Genomic DNA, 19,254 nt, shown 5'->3' with positions numbered 1-19,254 from the left:
GGTCAGCCCACCGTTACTGGCTCAGGAGTGGCCGTCGCGGCCGACTCACGATTCTGGATCCGCCACCAGGAGACGAATCCGAGGACACAGAAGAGCCCGTAGACGACGTACATCGCCGCGGACGGGTAGAACTTCGCCTGCACCAGCAGCGGTACGCCGACCACGTCGACGGCGATCCAGATCAGCCAGAACTCGACGAACCCCCGCGCCATCCCGTACGTCGCCAGGATGGAACCGGTCAGGATCCAGGCGTCCCACTGCGGTCCCCAGGAACCCAGCGCCTTCAGTACCGGGTAGGCGATCGCGTAGAGAACCACTGCCGCGCCGAGCAGCTCGATGCGCTGACGCGTCGTCGCCCAGCGAGGCTGTACTCCGGTGGCCGCGCCGCCGTGGCGGGTCTGGTACCAGCGGTACCAGCCGTAGAGGCTGACGAGCGCGAAGAAGACCTGCCGCCCGGCCTGGCCCCAGAGGTCCTTGTCCTGCGGGGTGTCGAAGAGTCCGCCGACGAAGACCGTGAACAGCAGCACGTTGCCGATGATGCCGACCGGCCAGGCCGCGACCAGCCGGCGCATGCCGAACAGCGCGCTGCCCAGCCCGAACACGTTGCCGACGATCTCGCGGACCAGCACCGGCGAGTTGCCGATCGTGACCTGGGAGTGCAGCAACCAGTCGAAGAAGTTCATTCGTTGCCTCCAGCAAGTGATGTTGCCGTGGCGCCTGCGGGTGCGGTGCCGGCAGCCGCGGTGCCCGCGGTACCTGCGGTGAGCAGGCGCTCGACGTACTTGGCGATCACGTCGACCTCGAGGTTGACCGTGTCGCCGAGCTTGTTGCCGCCCAGCACGGTCAGCTCGAGCGTGGTCGGGATCAGGCTGATGCCGAAGGTCCCGGTGGAGTCGTTCACGTCGGTGACCGTGAGCGAGACCCCGTCGACGGCGATCGAACCCTTCTCCGCGACGTACCGGAGGATCTCGGGGCCGGCAGCGATCCGCACGACCTCCCAGTGCTCGGCCGGTTCGCGACTGGCGACGGTGCCCACGCCGTCGACGTGACCCTGGACGATGTGGCCGCCGAGCCGGGCATGGGCCGTGACCGCGCGCTCCAGGTTGACCTTCGAGCCCTTCTCGACGGCGCCGAGGCTGGTGCGCTGCAGCGTCTCGCGCATCACGTCCGCGGTGAAAGTGCCGTTGCCGTGCTCGATCACCGTGAGGCAGCAGCCGTTCACCGAGATCGAGTCGCCGTGACCGGCGTCCTCGGTCACCTTCGGGCCGCGAATGGTGAGCCGGGCCGCGTCGCCGTCCAGCAGGTCCAGGGACTCGACCGTACCGAGTTCCTCGATGATTCCGGTGAACATCTACTTCCCTCCCAGGGGAGTCAGGGTGAGGCGGACGTCGTCGCCGAGGCGAGTGACGTCCGCAAGGTTGAAGCGCCGCAGGTGGTCGATAGATTCCGCGCCCAGGTCGCCGATCGCGGAGAAGCCCGAGCCGAGGAAGGCCGGCGCGACGTACGCGACGATCTGGTCGACCAGTCCGGCCCGCAGGAACGCGGCGGCCAGCGTCGGGCCGCCCTCGAGCCAGAGGTGCCGGATCTGGTGATCGTCCAGCTGCCGGAGTACCTCGGCGGGGTCGTGGGTGGGGAGCAGCAGCGTCTCGGCCCGGTCGTTGCGGACCTTGGCGGTCGGCGGGATCTCACGATCGCCGACGACCACCCGCAACGGCTGTCTGGCCGCAGGCTTGTCGTGCTCGTCGCGGACGGTCAGCTCCGGGTCGTCGGTGAGCACGGTCTGGGTGCCGACCGCGATCGCGTCGCACTCGCCACGCAACCGGTGCACGTCGGCGCGGGCGATCGAGCCGGTGATCCACTTGCTCGACCGGTCCGGCGCGGCCGAGCGGCCGTCGAGAGTGGTGGCGAACTTCCAGGTGACGAACGGTCGTCCCTGCCGCACGCTGTGCAACCAGACATGGTTCACGGCTTCGGCTTCGTCTTGAAGCACGCCTTGTTCCACCCGGATGTTTTTGGCGGCAAGCTTCTCGGCACCGCCGGAGGCCTGCTTGTTCGGATCCGGTACGGCGTACACGACCCGCGCGACGCCGGCCGCGATCAGCGCGTCCGAGCACGGCCCGGTCCGGCCGGTGTGGTTGCACGGTTCCAGGGTCACGAACGCCGTACCGCCGCGGGCGCGGTCGCCCGCCATCCGGAGGGCTTCGACCTCCGCGTGCGGGCCGCCGGGGTAGGCGTGGAAGCCCTCGCCGACCGGATGACCGTCACGACCGGTGATGACACAACCGACGACCGGGTTCGGATGGGTGCTGCCGACGCCGCGCGCGGCGAGCTCGACGGCACGACGCATCCAGGCGATGTCGATCGGCGAAGCGTTCTTCACTGACAGGTCCCTCGTTGTCACGGACGCGCACCGGGGCCATGACAACCGGCGCACGCACGGACCCGTCGCTCGAAAACGGCTCGCCTGAGCCGCGTCCGGACGTCGGAGCGCACGCCGATCGCGTGCGCCTCCCATCCGGACTTTCACCGTCGGTCCTGGAATTCCACCAGGTCAACCGGCCGAGATACTGCTTCGGCCGGGTCGCGGACTGTAACCGCCGGCTCGGAATTACACCGACCCCGGAGCACGCGAGTGGGTTCACTCGTACTTGAAGTGTGCCACGCCGCGAGAATCGCGCCAGGAGGTGGGTCACATCGTGAAACCCGCTTCGCTCCACCCTGACCAGCGGAGTTCGGTTGCCGGTCGAAGCGGAACCTGCCGCTGTGACGATCAAGCTGGCGGTGCTCGGGAGCGATGGGGTCGGCGGCTGCTTCGAGGCCGGCTGGCCGCGGCTGGCAGGAGGACGCGCGGTGGCAGCCGGATCACCTTCGGGGAGTGCACCTGCACTGTGCTCTTCGTGGACACCAGCCGTAGTCGTCGCCGCTGGTACTCCGTGGAACGCGTGGTGCGCACGCCGAGATGCGCACCCTTCGCTCAGCGCAGTAGCAACCAGATCGCGCCGGCCAGCAGCACGGTCGCGCCGGTGAAACTGCCGATGGCGACCCAGAGCAGTCCCCGGTTTCGACCTCGGCTGCTGGCTCGTTTATCGGCGAAGTCGGAGACTTGCGGTGACTCGTCAGTGATGGGCGCCGCGGAGTTTGTTGCCGTTGGCGCGGACCTGGCGGCCGCGGTAGGCGCATCGGGTACGACGGGAGCGGTGATCGAGTTCGGTGCCGTGATCGGGTTCGGCGGGGCGGCCGGGGTCGGCGCGAGAGTGAAGGCGGACGCGGCAGTTGGGGTGGGGGCTGGGCTCGGAGTGACTGAGCTAGGTGCGGCGCCGGCGGCGGACGCGGCGGTTCCGCCGTGAGCGGCGGACGCGGCGGTTCCGCCGTGGGCGGTGGCCGTTGCGGGGCCGCTGGAGGTCCATCCCGTGGACGCGGCGGTTCCGCCGTGAGCGGTGGCCGTTGCGGGGCCGCTGGAGGTCCATCCCGTGGACGCGGCGGTTCCGCTGCGGGCGCTGGCAGTTGCGGGGCCGCTGGAGGTCCATCCCGTCGGAAGGGGTGGCAGGTGGTCGAAGACTTCGGGTGGATCAGGTTGCGTGGTCCAGGGGGTGGCGCCCGGTGATGGGACCAGGTTTGTCGCGGCGAGCAGGCGACCGGCGGCGGCCGCGGATTCGGGGCGACCCGCCGGGTCTTGTGCTGTCAGCAGGCGGATCAATTCCCAGAATGCGCCGCTCTCGCCGGTCGGGAGATTGCCCTGGATGTCCGGGCGTTCACCGGTGAGGAGTTCAGCGGCTACGGCGCCGACTGTGTAGAGATCCTGGCGGGGATCAGGATCGGCGCCTGCCAGTTGCTCGGGCGCGAGGTAGCCGGGGGTGCCGAGGACGGTGCTGTGGCGGGTCATGCGCGGTTCGTCGAGGAGTCCGGCGATGCCGAAGTCGGAGAGGCGCAGCCGCGGAGTCGCCGTACCGGTTGGGTCCAGCAAGAGATTGGCGGGCTTCAGGTCGCGGTGCACGATGCCGGCGGCGTGCACCGCGGACAGCCCGTGCAACAGTTGGTCAACCAGCACTGCGACGTACGACTCAGGCAGCGGCCCGTGGTCACCGAGCAACGTGGCGACCGACCCGCCTCGCACCAGGTCCATCGCGAACACGACCTTGTCGTCGTCCGCCGCCCAGCCGTGCGGCGCCACCACATGCCGGTGCTCGATCCGCAGCGACTGCTCCCGCACGAACCGCAGCAACGTCGCCGCGTCGTGCTGCCCCAGCACCTTCGCCGCGACATACCCCTCGCGCCGCAGATCCCACGCCCGCCAGACCGACCCCATCCCGCCGGTCCCGACCAGATCGATCAACCTGTACCGCCCAGCGAACGCCTCCACCCGCAAGAAGGTACCGGAGCCGGTGTTCACGAGCGCTGATCGCGCGGCCCGGACTGCGGGGTTGTCGGTGCTTGGAATGGACGGTGGGTGTGCACAACGACAGGCAGTAGTCGGTGTTCCTTGGTGCGGACGCCAGTTCGTGAGCCTGACGCCGGAGGATGAGGAGGACTACTGCCCGTCGTTGTGCGGGTGCGGGTGCGCGGGCTCGGGCGCATCTGCGGGTGGGTCAGTGGTTGGTCGGGGGTTGGGGGCCGTCGGGGTTGCTCGGCCAGGTGTTCTGTGCGGGGTGCTGGTTCGGCGGGTACTGCGGGTGGGGTTGTTGCGGGCCGGCGGGTGTGGGGGACGGCTGGTTGCGGAGGCGGAAGGCGGCCCAGGCGCCGACGAGGATGAGGAGGAGGGCGCCGCCGGAGAGGAGGGCGATCAGGGTCATGGGGGCACTGTCGTTGCCTGAGGGGTTGTTGCGGTCGTTGACCGGTCCCCCGGCCTCGGTCTTCTCGTCGGAGGGCTCGCTCGGCAGGGCGGAGGTCGGTGCCGACGTCGGGGTAGGAGTGGCGGTCTCGCCCGTTACCGGGGTGGCGCCGTCGGTGTACTCCGGTTTGCCGGTGCCTGCGGTGCCTTGCAACCCGATGGTCAGGGTCATCGGCATGGCGAACGCTCTGTCGCTGTCCTTGCGGCTCAGGCCTACGGCGACGTAGTACTCGCCTGGGGTCGCCGTGCCTTTGTCCTGATTGTTGGCACCGTTGCGGTTGAGGTAACGGACCTCTTTCATCGTGATGCCCTGGATGATGCCGCTCTTGCTCAGTACGCCGCGTTTGCCGCTGCCGGGCGCTTCCTTGGCGAAGACCGAGTAGACGTCCTCACCGATGGGCGAGATCAGGGCGAGGTCGACGTAGCGGATCGTTCCGCTGGCCTTCGCGAGCGCACCGCCCAGCTCGGGCACGGTGACCTGGGCCTGGATCCGTTGGCCCCAGTCGACCTTCACCCGGTAGAGCTGCATCTCACCGGGCATCATCGTGGTCTTGAAGCTGCCGGCGGTCAGCAAGGGCGCGTCGGCGAAGCTCGATCCGGGCGTGACGTCGCGCGGTGTCGTGCCGGGCATGGAGATCCATTGCGGGTCGCCTGCTTCCTCCGGCAGGTTCACGGTCGAGGCCACCGGCGGCTCCTCGTTGATCCTCAGCTCGTAGGGAACGCCCTTGAGCTGGTCGAAGTCCTTGCCGGGCGAGACCGTGAGAACCATCTGGGCAGACTCCGAACAGGGCTTCTGCCAGTCAGACCAGCTCGACGCGGTCCCGGTCGCGAGTCCCTGATGACCCTCGAAGGCGCGCGGGTAGCTCCAGCCACATCGCTTGCCCTCGGTCGTGTTGAGCTTGACCTCGGACTGGATGACCAGGTCGCCGCCGGCCGGGCGGCGGAAGCTGACGCCCGCTCGGAGGGTGGAGCCGGCGATGGTCCGCTTGATCAGGTAGTACTTCGCCGTCGGTGCTCCGGTGAAGGAGTCCGAGTAGTGACCGGGGGCCAGCACGGGAGCGCCCTCTTGCTGGGCCGCGCCGACCACCGGCGTACCGGAGATGCGGAACGGGCGGAAAGCTCTGGTGGACAAGCGATCCAGGCCGGCTTCGAGGTCGATGGTGGAGTCGGCGTCGTAGTAGTCGCCGCGGCCCTCGCGGGCCACGCACTGCAGCTGACTGCGTGCCTTCGCGCCGACCCGGAACCCGACCACGTCGATCTTGAGATCGATGCCCTGCTTGGCGATCTCCTTGGCGACCACGCACGGGTCCGGGGCGCAGGTCGCCTCTCCGTCGGAGACGAGCACGATCGTGCGCTGACCGGTCGGCCCGAGATCCTTGGCGGCCTGCTGCAGCGAGTAGCCGATCGGGGTCTCACCGAACGGCTTGTAGGTCGAGATCGCGCTGAGCAGCTGCGGCCGGTTACCGGTGGCGATCGGCACAGCGAGCTGGGTGTCGGTGCAGGCGCCCGGCTGGTTCTTCTCGAAGACGGTCGCGCCGTACACCCGCAGACCTACCTGGGCATTGCCGGGGAGTTTGCCGACCACCTGGGTGAGGGCGGTGCGGGCGGCGACGATCTTCGTCTTGCCGTCACCGGCCGGCTCCTTCATCGACCCCGACGAATCGAGCACCAGGACGAGCTTGCCCGTGTCCCCTGGCTCGGGGTCCGCTTGCGCCGCGCCGATCGGCAAGCACGTGAGCAGTACGGCGGTGAGCAGCGTCAAAGCCGCGGGGCGGCGGAGTCCCTGCGATCGCTTCATGTTTCCTCCCGGTGGATTCGCTATCGCAACCTTTACAGTTTGCTATCGCGAATGTCAAGCGCGCTCCGCTGGCGCCTCATCTTCGCTGGTGCGAAGATGAGGCGGTGGAGCAGAACGAGCAAAACCTACGCCAGCAGACGGAGCTGTACGGCGAACCCCTGGGCGTCCTGGTACGCCGGATCGGCGGCACCCTCGGCCTGACCCAGGCACGGCTCGCCGAGACGATCGGCCTGTCCGCCCCCATGCTGTCCCAGCTGATGAGCGGCCAACGCGTCAAGATCGGCAATCCGGCCGTGGTGACACGCCTGCACCAGCTGGACGGTCTCAGCGCCCGATTCACTCAGCAGCAGCTCGCCGCCGAGGAACTCACCGCGGAACTCGATCAGATCCGCAGCAGCACCGGCGCCTTCACCCGCCCCACCAGCATCACCGCGATCGAGGCACCCGCAGCCGTCGCCAACACCCAGCCGGCCCCGCGGGACGTAGTACGAGAGATCCAGAGCTTGATCCGCTCCCTCGCTTCAGCCGACGAGGTCCAGCAAGCCGCCGCCCTCATCGCACCTCGATCCCCCGCGCTCGCAGATCTACTACTGACCTACGGCACCGGACGAACGGACGACGCGGTCACCCACTACGAACGTCACCGCTGACCCTCGGGGAAGTCACCGCCTGAAATTGCAACACCGTTACGATGCGTAATGACCTGATGACGGCATGGCAGACTCCGGGACTGGAAGCTTTCAATACCACGCACGGAGTAGACATTCCGGCGCCGTCTCATCCGGGATCGCGGTGGAATGCGTCGCCGGCAGGCGGCGTTACCGTCGTTCGGTGGGCCATCCCCACCTTTCCCCGAATCGCTTGTACTAAGGAGACACCCGTGCGCGCCATCAGCGCCTTCCGCCGTCTTGCCGCTCTCGGTACGGCCGTCACCCTGGCCGTCGCGCTGGCAGCCTGCGGCAGTGACGACAAGACCGATGCCTCCGGCCCCGATCTGGGTCTGATCCAGTCGGGCACGCTGCGGATCGGCACCCTCACCGACGCGCCGCCGAACGTCTACCTCAAGGACGGCAAGTTCACCGGCTTCGACAACGACCTGATCACCGCGGTGGCGGCGAAGCTGAACCTGAAGCCGGAGTTCGTCGGCACCGACTTCTCCGCGCTGCTGTCGCAGGTCAACGGCGGCCAGTTCGATCTCGGCAGCTCGTCGATCACGATCACCGAGGCACGGAAGAAGACGGTTGCCTTCAGCAATGGCTACGACTTCGGCTACCTGGGGCTGAACACCACCAAGACCTCCGGGATCACCAAGTTCGACCAGCTCGGCGGCAAGCGCGTCACCGTGGTCCAGGGCACCGTCCAGGACGACTACGCCACCGAGAAGGGCCTCGACCCGGTCCGCGTACCGAACTACAACGCCGCCGTCGGCCAGCTCAAGGCCGGTACGGCGGACGCGTGGATCTCCCCGGCCGAGATCGGCGAGAAGATGGCCAAGGAGCAGGGCGGTGGCGTGATCGTGCTGGCCGCCAAGGAGCTCAGCTCCGCGCCGACGGCGTACGCCGTGGCCAAGAGCAACGACAAGCTGCGGGCGGCGGTCGACAAGGCACTCGACGAGGTCATTGCCGACGGCACCTGGACGAAGCTGATCGAGCAGTACTACCCGGGTCGCCCGGTGCCGGAGACGTTCAAGCCCGGTAGCGGCAACGTCAAGTTCACCGCCCCCAAGGCCGCGGCCAACCCGGCCGGCTGATGGACATCTGGTCGACCCTGAACGACACCTTCCTCGACTGGGAGTCGATGAAGGCGGTACTGCCCGAGATGCTGAGGGTGGGACTGGTCAACACCCTGGTCTTCGCCGCCGCCTCGGTCGTGCTGGGCACTGTGCTCGGCATGATCGTGGCGGTGATGGGGTTGTCCCGCAGGTGGTGGCTGCGGTGGCCCGCGAAGATCTACACCGACATCTTCCGCGGCCTGCCCGCGATCCTGACGATCCTGCTGATCGGCCAGGGGCTGTCGCCGATCACCCGGCAGTGGTGGGGACCGAATCCGTACCCGCTGGGCATCCTCGCGCTCTCCCTGATCGCGGCCGCCTACATCGGCGAGATCTTCCGCTCCGGCATCCAGAGTGTCGAGAAGGGCCAGCTCGAGGCCTCGCGGGCGCTCGGTTTCAGCTACACCTCAGGCATGTGGCTGGTCGTCATCCCGCAGGGCGTACGCCGGGTGCTGCCGGCGCTGGTGAACCAGTTCATCGCCCTGATCAAGGAGTCGAGCCTGGTCTACTTCCTGGGCCTGCTCGCCAGCCAGCGAGAGCTGTTCCGGATCGGTCAGGACGCGGCGGCGACCAACGGCAATCTGTCCCCGCTGCTGCTGGCGGGCATCTTCTACCTGATCATCACGGTGCCGCTGACCCATCTGGTCAACCACTTCGACCAGCGGCTGCGCGAAGGCCGTCCCACCGAACCCGAGGTCGAGGAGCTCGCCCATGCCGACCATCGTTGAGACCGCCGCCAGCCTGGAGCTGACCGGGATCGAGCTTGCCTTCGGCAACAACAAGGTCCTGCGCGGCGTCGACCTCTCGGTACCGGCCGGCAGCACCGCCTGCGTGATCGGACCGTCCGGTTCGGGCAAGTCGACGTTGCTGCGGGCCACCAACCGGCTGCTCGAGCCTTCGGCCGGTGACATCAGGCTGGGCGGCGAGTCGGTACTGCGCACCAACCCCGACGTCCTGCGCCGGCGGATCGGGATGGTGTTCCAGCACTTCAACCTGTTCCCGCACATGACCGTGCTGGACAACATCACGCTGCCGCTGCGCAAGATCAAGAAGCTCACCTCCGAGGGTGCGGTCGAGGCGGCCCGGATCCAGCTCGAACTGGTCGGTCTGAAGGAGAAGGAGTCGGCGCGCCCCGGCAACCTGTCCGGTGGTCAGCAGCAGCGGGTCGCGATCGCCCGGGCGCTGGCGATGAAGCCCGAGGTGATGCTCTTCGACGAGGCCACGTCGGCTCTCGATCCCGAGCTGGTGAAGGGCGTCCTGGCCCTGATGGCCGATCTGGCCGCCGCGGGGATGACGATGATCGTCGTCACGCACGAGATGGGGTTCGCCCGGCAGGTGGCCGATCAGGTCGCGTTCATGGATCGCGGCGTGGTGGTCGAGGCCGGCGTACCGGAGCAGGTGTTCACCGCGGCGGAGTCACCGCGGTTGCGGCAGTTCCTGTCCCAGGTCCTGTAGGACAGGGGCTCAGGAAAGGGCGGCGATCAGCGGTACGACGTCGGCGATCGACTCGACGATGCGGGTCGGGCGGTAGGGGAACCGCTCGACCTCGTGCTCGCCGGTCGAACCGGACAGCACCAGGATGCTGCGCAGGCCGGCTTCGAGGCCGCTGATGATGTCAGTGTCCATCCGGTCACCGATCATCACCGAGGTCTCGGAGTGGGCGCCGATCCGGTTCAGGGCGCTGCGCATCATCAGCGGGTTCGGCTTGCCGACGAAGTACGGCGCGACGCCGGTGGCGCGGGTGATCAGCGCGGCGACCGACCCGGTGGCCGGCAGCGGACCCTCGGTGGACGGGCCGGTGGGATCGGGGTTGGTGGCCAGGAACCGCGCGCCGCCGGCGATCAGCCGGATCGCCCGGGTGATCGCCTCGAAGGAGTAGGTGCGGGTCTCCCCCAGGACGACGTAGTCGGGCGCGCGCTCGGTCAGCACGTACCCGACCTCGTGCAGCGCCGTCGTCAGGCCGGCCTCGCCGATCACGTACGCCGTCCCGCCGGGCCGCTGGTCGTCCAGGAACTGCGCCGTCGCCAGCGCCGAGGTCCAGATCGCCTGCTCCGGGACATCGATGCCGCCGGCAAGCAACCGGGCGCGCAGGTCGCGCGGGGTGAAGATCGAGTTGTTCGTCAGCACCAGGAACCGCTTGCCGGAGGCCTGCAGCGAGCCGATGAACTCGCTCGCTCCCGGGATCGCCCGTTCCTCGTGGACCAGCACGCCGTCCATGTCGGTCAGCCAGCTCTCCACCGGCTTGTGCTCGGTCATCACCGCGCTCCTTCGCTCAGCCTGCCGGCGTCGGTCGCCAGCGAGCGGAGCTGGTCGATCATCAGGTTGGGGTTCTCGGCCTGGTAGACGGCCGAGCCGGCCACGAAGACGTCGGCACCGGCGTCGGCACAGCGCTCGATGGTCTCGGTGGAGATGCCGCCGTCGATCTCGATCCACAGGTCGAGGCCGTGTTTGGCGACCAGGTCCCGGGTGCGGCGGATCTTCGGGACGCAGACGTCGAGGAACTTCTGGCCACCGAACCCCGGCTCGACGGTCATGATCAGGATCATGTCGAACTCGGCCAGGATGTCCTCGTACGGCTCGATCGGGGTCGCGGGCCGGAGCGCCATCGCGGCCCGGCCGCCCTTGGCGCGGATCTCGCGGGCCGTCCGGACCGGGGCGCTGCAGGCCTCGATGTGGAAGGTGACGCTGGACGCGCCGGCCTCGACGTATCCGGGGGCCCAGCGGTCCGGGTCCTCGATCATCAGGTGACAGTCGAGCGGTTGCGCCGCGGCCTTGGCGAGCGACTCGACGACGGGCAGGCCCAGCGTCAGGTTCGGGACGAAATGGTTGTCCATCACGTCGACGTGCAGCCAGTCGGCGTTCGACACCGCGGCCGCCTCGTCGGCCAGCCGGGCGAAGTCGGCGGACAGGATGCTGGGTGCGATCTGGATTCCCATGGAACGACAATCTACCGGCGGGGCCGGCGGGCTTCGATCACCCGGTGAGCCAAGCCCGTACCTCGCCCGTCGTCCGCGCCACCGCGACACCTGCGGGAAGCGGCGGTCGCTCGATCAGGACGACCGGGATCGACAGTTCACGAGCCGCCGCCAGCTTGGCCGACGTCATGTCACCGCCGCTGTTCTTGGTCACCAGTACGTCGATCCGCCGGGTCCGGAGGAGCTCCAGCTCCGCTGCCGGCTCGTAGGGACCGCGATCCAGGATCAGCTCACACCAGGTCGGCACGGGGTCAGGTGGGTCGACGCACCGGGCGAGCGTCCAGAGGCCGGTATGGGCGAAGGCTGCGAGGCCTTGTCGTCCGATGGTGAGAAAGACCCGGCCGCCCGCTAACAAAGCGGGTAGGAGGGCGGCGGCTGCGGCGCTGTCTGAGGTCCAGTGCCAGGTGTCGCCTGGTTGCTGCTGCCAGCCTGGGCGGCGGAGTACTAGCAGGGGCAGGTCCAGTGCGCTGCAGGCGGCTGCTGCATGGGCGGTCATCATGGCCGCGAACGGATGGGTGGCGTCGATCACGGTTTGGATGCCGTGATCAACAAGCCATGAACTAAGCCCTTCGACTCCCCCGAAGCCGCCGTGGTGAAGGGCACCTACCGGGAGGCGCGCGTCGCGGGTGCGGCCGGCCAGCGAGGAGATGACGTCGTGGTCGGGCAGCAGCTCCGCTGCCAGGCGGCGGGCCTCTCCCGTACCGCCGAGCAGCAGGATCTTCATCGGTCGCGAGTGGTCGAGTACAGATGACTGTCGGGAAAGGTCTCGGCGGCGAGGACCTTGCCGACGATGATCACCGCGGTACGCCGGACGCCGGCGGCGCGCACCTGGCCTGCGATGTCGGCGAGAGTGCCGCGCAGCGTCAGTTCGTCGTCGCGGGAGGCGCGGGCCACCACGGCGACCGGGCAGTCCGCGCCGTAGTTCGGCGTCAGTTCGTCGACGACCCGGTCGATCTGCTGCACGGCGAGGTGCAGGACCAGAGTGGCCCGGCTCTGCCCGAGCGTCGTCAGGTCCTCCCCGGCGGGCATCGCGGTGGCGCGGCCACCGATCCGGGTCAGGATCAGCGTCTGGCCGACCTCCGGGACCGTCAGCTCGCGACCCAGTGATGCCGCGGCCGCGGCGTACGCGGGGACGCCGGGTGTCACGTCGTACGGGATCTGCAGAGCGTCGAGCCGGCGCATCTGCTCGGCCATCGCGCTGAACACGGACGGGTCGCCGGAGTGGAGTCGCGCGACGTCGGCGCCTGCTTCGTGGGCAGCGGTCAGTTCGGCGATGATCTGGTCGAGGTTCAGCTCCGCGGTGTCGATCTTGCGCGCGCCGACCGGGCAGTGGTCGAGCAGCTCGACCGGTACCAGCGCACCGGCGTACAGGCAGACCGGGGAGGTGGCGATCAGATCGCGGCCGCGGACGGTGATCAGGTCGGCCGCGCCCGGTCCGGCCCCGATGAAGTGGACGGTCACTCGGTCACGCTCCGACGGGTCGAGGAGGGGGCGGTCACTTGGTCAGGCTCCAGATCGTCACCGGCATCGCGGGGCGCCAGCCGGTCATACCGCCTACCGCGGAGGCTCGCTGGACGGCGAGGCGGACGAGGTCGCCGCCTAGTTCGGCGTACCAACGGGCGATCAGGGACTCTGTCTCGAGGGTCACGCCGTTGACGACGAGCCGGCCGCCTGGGCGGAGCGCCTGCCAGCAGGCTTCGATCACGCCGGGAACCGTCGCGCCGCCGCCGACGAAGATCGCGTCGGGTGCCTCCAACCCGTCGAGCGCCTCGGGCGCTGCCCCGACGACCGTGCGGACCGCGACTCCGAGTGTGGCGGCGTTGCGGTCGAGGCGTTTCGCGCGGTCGGGGTCCTTCTCGATCGCGACCGCACGGCAGCTCGGGTGGTGCCGCAACCACTCGATCGCGATGCTGCCCGCGCCACCGCCCACGTCCCAGAGCAACTGGCCGGGGACAGGCGCGAGCCGCGAGAGCGTCACCGCGCGGACCTCGCGCTTGGTCAGCTGCCCATCACTCTCGTACGCCGAATCAGGCAGGCCGGGGGTGGTCGGCAACAACTCGGTGCCCTGGCAGTGGATACCGATCACATTGAGCGCATCGGCCTCGTGCCCCCACTCGTCGGCTCTGGTACTGCGTACGCGCTCAGCCGCCGATCCCAGCTGTTCGAGCACGCTGAACTCGCTGCCGCCGTACCCGCGAGCAACCAGCAACGCGGCGACCTCGGCCGGAGTGTGCGCACCCCAGCTCAGTACGACGAGTCGCTGGCCGGGCTGGATGTGCGGTTGCACGAGCTCCAGCGGATGACCGACCAAGCTCACCACCTGCACCTGCTCTTGCGCCCATCCCAGCCGGGCGCAGGCCAGCGAGACGCTCGACGGATGCGGGATCACCCGCACCGCCTCCGCGCCCAGCATTCTGGTCAGCGTGGTGCCGATCCCGTGGAACGTCGGATCGCCGCTGGCCAGCACGCAGATCCGCCGGCCGCGGTGGGTGGCGAGCAGGCCGGGCAGCGACTCGGAGAGCGGCGAGGACCAGGCGACCCGCTCACCATCGCCGTCCGGCAGCAAGGCGAGTTGGCGGGTGCTGCCAAGTACTACGTCGGCAGCGTTGATGGCTTGCTGCGCTTGGGGTGAGAGGCCAGTCCACCCATCAGCGCCGACGCCGACGACGGTGAGCGGCTCAGGCATTGCCGAGGATCCTGGTGACGGTGATCTCCACAACCACTCGCTGTGGGTTCACCCGGGGCTGGCGGTAGCGCTCGGCGTACCGGCGTACGGCGTCAGCTACTCGCTCGGGATCGTCACTGACCACCGCGCGGCCTTCCAGCGTCGACCACCGGCGCCCGTCGACCTGAGTGACCGCGACCGCAGCACCGGCCGCTCCTGCCGCGCGGATGTGCCGGGCCTTGTGGGACGTTCCCGAGCAGATCACCCGGGCGATCCCGTTCTCCGGATCGATCGTCACCCCCACCGGCGTCGCGTGCACGGTCCCGTCCTGCCGGACCGTGGCCAGCACGCACAGGTGCCGCTCGGTCCAGAAGTCCACGAACGAACCTGATCGCTCACTCAGCAGTTCCACCCAGTGATCGTAGACACCGAGGCCGGGTCGCCGGGCGATCACCGTGGCGGTCTTCGTCACAGCGCGGGAGAGGACCACCAGGCTTCGGACGCGCGTCTGCGGCCGAGATCCCGTAGGACCTCAGCCGCAGACCCGTCCGTACTAGCGCAGCGAGCTTGCCGCCACCTCGTCCAGCACCTGCTGGAGCAGCGGGTTCACCTTGGTGTCGGCGGCCTTGGACTTCGGCAGGTGCACGGCCTTGCCGTCCACCGGGCCCTTGACCGGGTAGACCGACAGTTCGGCCGGCAGCGGCGTCGTACCGCAGACCTGATTCTTGCCGGGCAGTTCGCCGGTGAAGACGAACTTGTCACCGATCGCCTCGGCACACGACGACGCCGAACCGATGTACTGACCGTGCTGACCCTCGTCGTCGATCGCCACGAACCGCGTGACGGCCTTGGTGTCCTCGTGCGTGCGCAGCGAGCCCTCGTACGCCGTCGCCGGGTCGAGCTCGGCCTGCACGATCAGCATCCGCGGCGACCCCTTGAGATCCAGCTTGCGATCCTGCGGGGCGTACTTCCAGTAGGCACACATCGGGACGCCGTTCATGTAGCCGAAGAAGTCGTACTTCTTCGCCATCTTGTCGGCTTCCTTGGTGTAGAACTTCGGGTCCTTGTTCCAAGCCGTGTCGTTACAGCGCACGGTGGTCCCGATCGCTCCCAGGTTCACCGTCTGGTCGCCCGAGGTCGCCCGGGCGGCCTCGGCGCGGGCGTCGGCAATGACGTCCTTCAGCGAGTCCACCTGGGTGGCGGCCTCCGCGGCGGCCGTGGCGGCAGCGGTGACGCCGTACCGGGTGCGCAGCGCGGCGAGCGTGTCGAAGGCCTGCAGGTTCGGCGCGAGCCGGGCCCACGCGCGGTCCACGTGCCCCAGCTCCACCTCACCGGAGGCCGACGGCGCCTTGGTGAACTCGTCGTGCACGAGGACGTCGAGAGTGGCCCGGATGAAGCGCGTGTTGCCGTAGATCGCGCTGTAGATCAGACCGTCCAGGTTGTCACCGCGGACGTTGCTCTCGCCGGCCTTCACCAGCGTCGTCAGCGAGGCACGGATTCCGTTGTACTTGGCGGTCACCTGGGCCGGCGTACTGCCGAGTCCGGTGATCTGGTCGGCGTGCCGGGCGATCCACGGGAACAGCTGGGTGTCGCGGCGGCGCTGACCCGAGAACGGGTCGAAGTTCACGTTCTGCCACTGGGTGTGGGTCCAGTCCATGTTCGAGTCGAGCACGAACCGGCCGACCCTGGCCGGATAGGTGTCGGCGTACCAGCCGCCGAGCCAGGTGCCGTACGAGTAGCCGATGAAGTTCAGCTGACGGGCTTTGAACAAGGCCCGAATGAAGTCCATGTCGTAGACGGTCTGCTGGCTGCTGACGAACTGACCGAACTCGGTGGCCGCACAGGCCTCGGCCTGCAGCTTCGCCTCGGCCTCCTCGACCCGGTGGGTGAGCTTGGTGCGCTCCTTGTAGTCCGGCGTCACCGGCAGCGCGTTCAGCGCCTCGGCGGTCGTGAGGCACTGCAGCGGAGTACTCGCACCGAAGCCGCGCGGGTCGAAGCCGACCAGGTCGTAGTCGGTGAAGAGCTGGGTCTTCCTGGTGGCCAGCGAGGCCGACAGCGAGAGACCGGCTCCACCTGGGCCACCGGGGTTGGTGGCCATCAGCCCCTTCGACGTCCCGATGGCCTTGCTGTACGCGATGGCGACCTGGACGTCCGGGTGCGCGTCGGGGTTGGCCCAGTCCATCGGGACGTTGACCTTGGCGCAGTTCGTGGTCGGCGCCTGCGGGTAGAGGCGCTTGACCGCGGCGTCGAACGAGCAGACCGACCAGGTGATCGGCTGGTCGAGGTAGCGCTGCGGGATGGACGGTACCGCTGGGTCCTTCGGACCGGCAGCACTGGCCGTCGTAGCAGTCGTGGCAGTCAGGAACGGGACTACCAGCGCCACGGCGGCGGCCGCGGCGATCTTGCGGGGGCTGAGCACGCTAAAGGCTCCCTGCTTCAGGCGGACAGGAAAGCAGCAACGTAAGCGGCCGAGGGCCCTGAGCAACAGGCATTGACCCGTCCTTGGACACACGTCAAGGGCAAACCCGCGCCTAGAGCTCGTGAACCGTGAAGATCGTGCAATAGACGGGCGGGGACTCCAGACCGGGGTAGTAGAGCCGGCCGGCCTCGTCGGTGACCTTGAAATAAGCCGTGGATGCTCCAACCTGCAGTGGCGCCTGCAGCGTCATTCGAACCGTCACGACCTCGCCCGGTACGGCGTCTGGCAGGCGGGCACGCGCGGGCGACCGGAGCCAGCCCGGCGTACCGGCTGCGCCTTGTCTGGTCAGCCAGCGGTCACGCCAGCAACTCTCGCCGCTGTTGCGGATCTGCCAGGCCTTCTCGAAAACCTGGTCGCGCCGGATCCGGGTGCCGTCGGGCACGGTCTCGCCCACCAGCTCCGCCCGGTCCTCCGGGTGGTGATCGGCAGGCACCGAACCGCCCAGGAGCATCGGGTGCGGCACCGAATCCCGGCGGCGCGTGTCCCGCATGGACGTGTCCTTGCCGGCCCGGACCGCCGCGTCGAGCTCGACCAACTGGTTCACCAGCGCGGTGCCCGCGCCGAAGGACACGTCGTACCACTCGATCAGCTCGCGGCTCGGCTTGGTGTGCCCACGCTCGACCCGGGACAGATGGCCCTTGTCCCAGCCGGACAAGGTCGCCGCTCTGGTCAGCGGAACCCCCGCGGCCTCCCGCAGTTCCCGCATCCGGCAGCCGATCACGAAGCGAGCCTGAGCTGGTCGCACGACGCCACTCCCCGCTCTCACGGTCAGTAATCTCCTCACTTTACCAAGTGATGGTTAGTGAGTTCCTGGTTGCCTACTGCGACAACGTACTCACGCTCTGATTCCCTGCGAGTGAAGCACTTCTCCAGAAGGGACCACCCTCATGCGGACCGCCCTCCTTCGCACCGTCTCCCGAATCACCGCCACCGCACTGCTCGGCGGCGTCGCCGTCGTCAGCGGCGCGACCCTCCCCGCGTACGCCGCGACCGGCACCGTCGTCACCGACTCCGGCACCGGCGTCACCATCCGCTCCGGCAACGCCACCAGTTTCGGGGCCGTCGGCACCCAGCCGAACGGCTCGGTCCAGATCGACTGCCAGCTCTACGGCGAGCCGGTGACCGGCAAGTTCGGCCGGAGCATCGTCTGGGACCACATCCCCGGCAAGGGCTTCATCTCCGACGCCTACGTCAACACCGGCAGCACCGGCCTGGTCGCTCCGCTCTGCGCGACCAACCCGCGAGCCGACAAGGCGATCGCCTGGTACGCCGCCCGGAACGGGTCGACCGCGTTCCAGGGGTACTGCGAACTGGCCGCCGAGAACTCCTACGGCAAGTCCGGCATCTGGGCCTCCGCCAAGGCTGACTGGAACGACGCCGTCGCCCGCGGCGTCGCCCACCGCGGCGACCTCAACCCACCCAAGGGCGCACTGGTCTTCTGGGACCTCGCCGCCCCCTACGGCCACGTCGGCGTCGCTCGCGGCGACGGCTACTTCTGGGCCACCAGCGTGAACGGCAAGATCGGGCTCGCCAAGATGCCGTACTTCAGCAAGTACCTGGGTTGGGCCTGGCCCAACTTCTGACCTTTGTTCATCCCTTGGTTCATGAACAGCTGAACAAAGTGACTGAGCACCCAGGCGCGCCCGCGCTCGAGCGCCTGGGTGCTGCTACTTCGGGACGGACCGCTCCCCCGAACCACGCTGAATCAGCCGGCAGGGCAGCACGATCCGCTGCGGTGGCCGGGTGTCGGTCTTCGCAGCCCGGTCGAGCAGCAGCCGGGCCGCCGTCCGGCCGAGCTCGGCGATGTCGGAGGCAACGACCGTCACCGGCGTGGGCAGCATGTCGGCCAGCCGGAAGTCGTCGAAGCCGACCACCGCGGGCTCCTCCGCGGGCTCCGCGTCCGAGTGACCGTTCACATCGCGGAGCGCACGCAGTACGCCCTCGGTGAGGAAGTTGGTGGAGGCGAAGAGCGCGGTGGGCGGGTCCGGCCGGTGCATCAGCTCGCGGGTTGCCTTCTCGGCGGCCTCCGCCGTACCTTCCGGCAACTGGATGACCAGGCTCTCGTCGACCTCGACGCCGGCCGCCCGGCAGGCCCGCCGGTAACCACGCAGCCGCCGGCCGGTCGTGTAGTACGACGGCGCCAGCAGGATCGCGATCCGCCGATGCCCTTGCTGCAGCAGATGGTCCGTCGCCAGCTTGCCGCCGCCCTCGTTGTCGACCATCACGATGTCGGCATCGATGCCGTGCGCCGGCCGGTCCACGAACACCACCGGTACGCCGGCGCTGCGCAGGAACGAGTGATCGCCCTGGTCGGGCACGATCATCAGGCCCGCGACCTGGCGTCCGATCAGCTCCTGGATCGCCCGCCGTTCCCCCTCGGGGTCCTCGTCGACCGACCCGAGCACGACCGCGAAACCGTCCTGACCGGCCACCTCCAGGGACGCCTTGGCGATGGTCGCGTAGAACGGGTTGGTCAGGTCACCGAGCACCAGGGCCAGACTCGACGACTTCTTGCCCGGCCGCAGCGCCCGGGCGACCTCGTTGCGCTGGAAGCCCAGTTCGTCGATCGCGACCCGGACCCGGCTCGCGGTCTCCTCCCGGACACCGGCCCCGCCGTTCACCACCCGGGAGACCGTGCCCAACCCCACGCCGGCCCGCTTGGCCACGTCGATCATCGTCGGCCGAGCTGACTCGGGATCCTTTGGAAACGTTTCGGACACGGGGTTGACTTCCCTTTC

19 protein-coding genes and 1 riboswitch are annotated in these 19,254 nt (G+C 68.8%); of the genes, 5 read left to right on the top strand and 14 right to left on the bottom strand.

The genetic code is table 11. The features are described 5' to 3' along the window. Positions 1-2: 2 nt before the first annotated feature. From pnuC to OX958_RS10805, 5 genes are all read right to left on the bottom strand, one after another. The gene (gene pnuC / locus OX958_RS10825) at positions 3-683 is read right to left on the bottom strand and encodes a nicotinamide riboside transporter PnuC (protein ID WP_270137142.1); all 681 of its coding nucleotides are present in this window, start codon (positions 681-683) and stop codon (positions 3-5) included. Next, entirely contained in the window at positions 680-1,351 is a 672-nt protein-coding gene (locus OX958_RS10820) for a riboflavin synthase (RefSeq protein WP_270137141.1), read from the bottom strand. The genes pnuC and OX958_RS10820 overlap by 4 nt, the downstream gene beginning before the upstream one ends. Continuing rightward, positions 1,352-2,380 (bottom strand): bifunctional diaminohydroxyphosphoribosylaminopyrimidine deaminase/5-amino-6-(5-phosphoribosylamino)uracil reductase RibD, encoded by a 1,029-nt coding sequence (gene ribD / locus OX958_RS10815; RefSeq protein WP_270137140.1) that lies wholly within the window; start codon positions 2,378-2,380, stop codon positions 1,352-1,354. 119 nt (positions 2,381-2,499) lie between these two features. After that, a riboswitch (FMN riboswitch) is annotated at positions 2,500-2,631 on the bottom strand. A 343-nt stretch (positions 2,632-2,974) separates the two neighbouring features. Next, positions 2,975-4,360 carry a protein kinase domain-containing protein gene (locus OX958_RS10810; RefSeq protein ID WP_270137139.1) on the bottom strand — a complete coding sequence of 462 codons (1,386 nt, stop codon included), beginning with the start codon at positions 4,358-4,360 and terminating at the stop codon, positions 2,975-2,977. A 226-nt stretch (positions 4,361-4,586) separates the two neighbouring features. Beyond that, on the bottom strand, positions 4,587-6,626 hold the full coding sequence (locus OX958_RS10805) for a vWA domain-containing protein (RefSeq protein WP_270137138.1): 2,040 nt from the start codon (positions 6,624-6,626) through the stop codon (positions 4,587-4,589). 104 nt (positions 6,627-6,730) lie between these two features. On the opposite strand from OX958_RS10805, the gene OX958_RS10800 reads away from it, so the two are divergent. From OX958_RS10800 to OX958_RS10785, 4 genes are all read left to right on the top strand, one after another. Further along, entirely contained in the window at positions 6,731-7,276 is a 546-nt protein-coding gene (locus OX958_RS10800; protein ID WP_270137137.1) for a DNA-binding protein, read from the top strand. Between the two features lie 230 nt (positions 7,277-7,506). Next, positions 7,507-8,376, top strand: a complete 870-nt coding sequence (locus OX958_RS10795) for an ABC transporter substrate-binding protein (protein ID WP_270137136.1) — start codon at positions 7,507-7,509, stop codon at positions 8,374-8,376. Then, positions 8,376-9,125, top strand: coding sequence for an amino acid ABC transporter permease (locus tag OX958_RS10790; RefSeq protein WP_270137135.1), 750 nt, complete (start codon positions 8,376-8,378; stop codon positions 9,123-9,125). The genes OX958_RS10795 and OX958_RS10790 overlap by 1 nt, the downstream gene beginning before the upstream one ends. Beyond that, a complete protein-coding gene (locus tag OX958_RS10785) occupies positions 9,109-9,852 on the top strand; it encodes an amino acid ABC transporter ATP-binding protein (RefSeq protein WP_270137134.1) in 744 nt (247 codons plus the stop codon). Before OX958_RS10790 ends, OX958_RS10785 begins: the two co-directional genes overlap by 17 nt. A gap of 9 nt (positions 9,853-9,861) precedes the next feature. Here the strand turns inward: OX958_RS10785 and OX958_RS10780 are convergent, their stop codons facing one another. From OX958_RS10780 to OX958_RS10745, 8 genes are all read right to left on the bottom strand, one after another. After that, complete coding sequence (locus tag OX958_RS10780) at positions 9,862-10,653, bottom strand: HAD-IIA family hydrolase (protein ID WP_270137133.1); 792 nt, start codon at positions 10,651-10,653, stop codon at positions 9,862-9,864. Continuing rightward, the gene (rpe, locus tag OX958_RS10775; protein WP_270137132.1) at positions 10,653-11,333 is read right to left on the bottom strand and encodes a ribulose-phosphate 3-epimerase; all 681 of its coding nucleotides are present in this window, start codon (positions 11,331-11,333) and stop codon (positions 10,653-10,655) included. The genes OX958_RS10780 and rpe overlap by 1 nt, the downstream gene beginning before the upstream one ends. A 37-nt stretch (positions 11,334-11,370) precedes the next feature. Then, on the bottom strand, positions 11,371-12,096 hold the full coding sequence (locus OX958_RS10770; RefSeq protein ID WP_270137131.1) for a cobalt-precorrin-6A reductase: 726 nt from the start codon (positions 12,094-12,096) through the stop codon (positions 11,371-11,373). Further along, positions 12,093-12,833: a precorrin-4 C(11)-methyltransferase gene (gene cobM, locus OX958_RS10765; protein ID WP_270137130.1), complete on the bottom strand. Its 741-nt coding sequence runs from the start codon at positions 12,831-12,833 to the stop codon at positions 12,093-12,095. Before cobM ends, OX958_RS10770 begins: the two co-directional genes overlap by 4 nt. Before the next feature lie 34 nt (positions 12,834-12,867). Then, a complete protein-coding gene (gene cbiE, locus OX958_RS10760) occupies positions 12,868-14,058 on the bottom strand; it encodes a precorrin-6y C5,15-methyltransferase (decarboxylating) subunit CbiE (RefSeq protein WP_270137129.1) in 1,191 nt (396 codons plus the stop codon). After that, on the bottom strand, positions 14,051-14,509 hold the full coding sequence (locus OX958_RS10755; protein WP_442913257.1) for a TIGR03618 family F420-dependent PPOX class oxidoreductase: 459 nt from the start codon (positions 14,507-14,509) through the stop codon (positions 14,051-14,053). Before OX958_RS10755 ends, cbiE begins: the two co-directional genes overlap by 8 nt. Positions 14,510-14,590: 81 nt before the next feature. Continuing rightward, on the bottom strand, positions 14,591-16,456 hold the full coding sequence (locus OX958_RS10750; RefSeq protein WP_270137128.1) for an alpha/beta fold hydrolase: 1,866 nt from the start codon (positions 16,454-16,456) through the stop codon (positions 14,591-14,593). A 112-nt stretch (positions 16,457-16,568) separates the two neighbouring features. Continuing rightward, positions 16,569-17,261, bottom strand: coding sequence for a helix-turn-helix domain-containing protein (locus OX958_RS10745; protein WP_270137127.1), 693 nt, complete (start codon positions 17,259-17,261; stop codon positions 16,569-16,571). Between the two features lie 142 nt (positions 17,262-17,403). On the opposite strand from OX958_RS10745, the gene OX958_RS10740 reads away from it, so the two are divergent. Beyond that, entirely contained in the window at positions 17,404-18,099 is a 696-nt protein-coding gene (locus tag OX958_RS10740; RefSeq protein ID WP_270137126.1) for a CHAP domain-containing protein, read from the top strand. An 84-nt stretch (positions 18,100-18,183) separates the two neighbouring features. Here the strand turns inward: OX958_RS10740 and OX958_RS10735 are convergent, their stop codons facing one another. Next, on the bottom strand, positions 18,184-19,236 hold the full coding sequence (locus OX958_RS10735) for a LacI family DNA-binding transcriptional regulator (protein WP_270137125.1): 1,053 nt from the start codon (positions 19,234-19,236) through the stop codon (positions 18,184-18,186). Positions 19,237-19,254: the final 18 nt, after the last annotated feature.

Source organism: Kribbella sp. CA-293567 (assembly GCF_027627575.1).
Lineage (GTDB): Bacteria > Actinomycetota > Actinomycetes > Propionibacteriales > Kribbellaceae > Kribbella.
The sequence above is the reverse complement of the archived record's forward strand: the minus strand, read 5'-3'. Positions and strand labels throughout refer to the sequence as shown.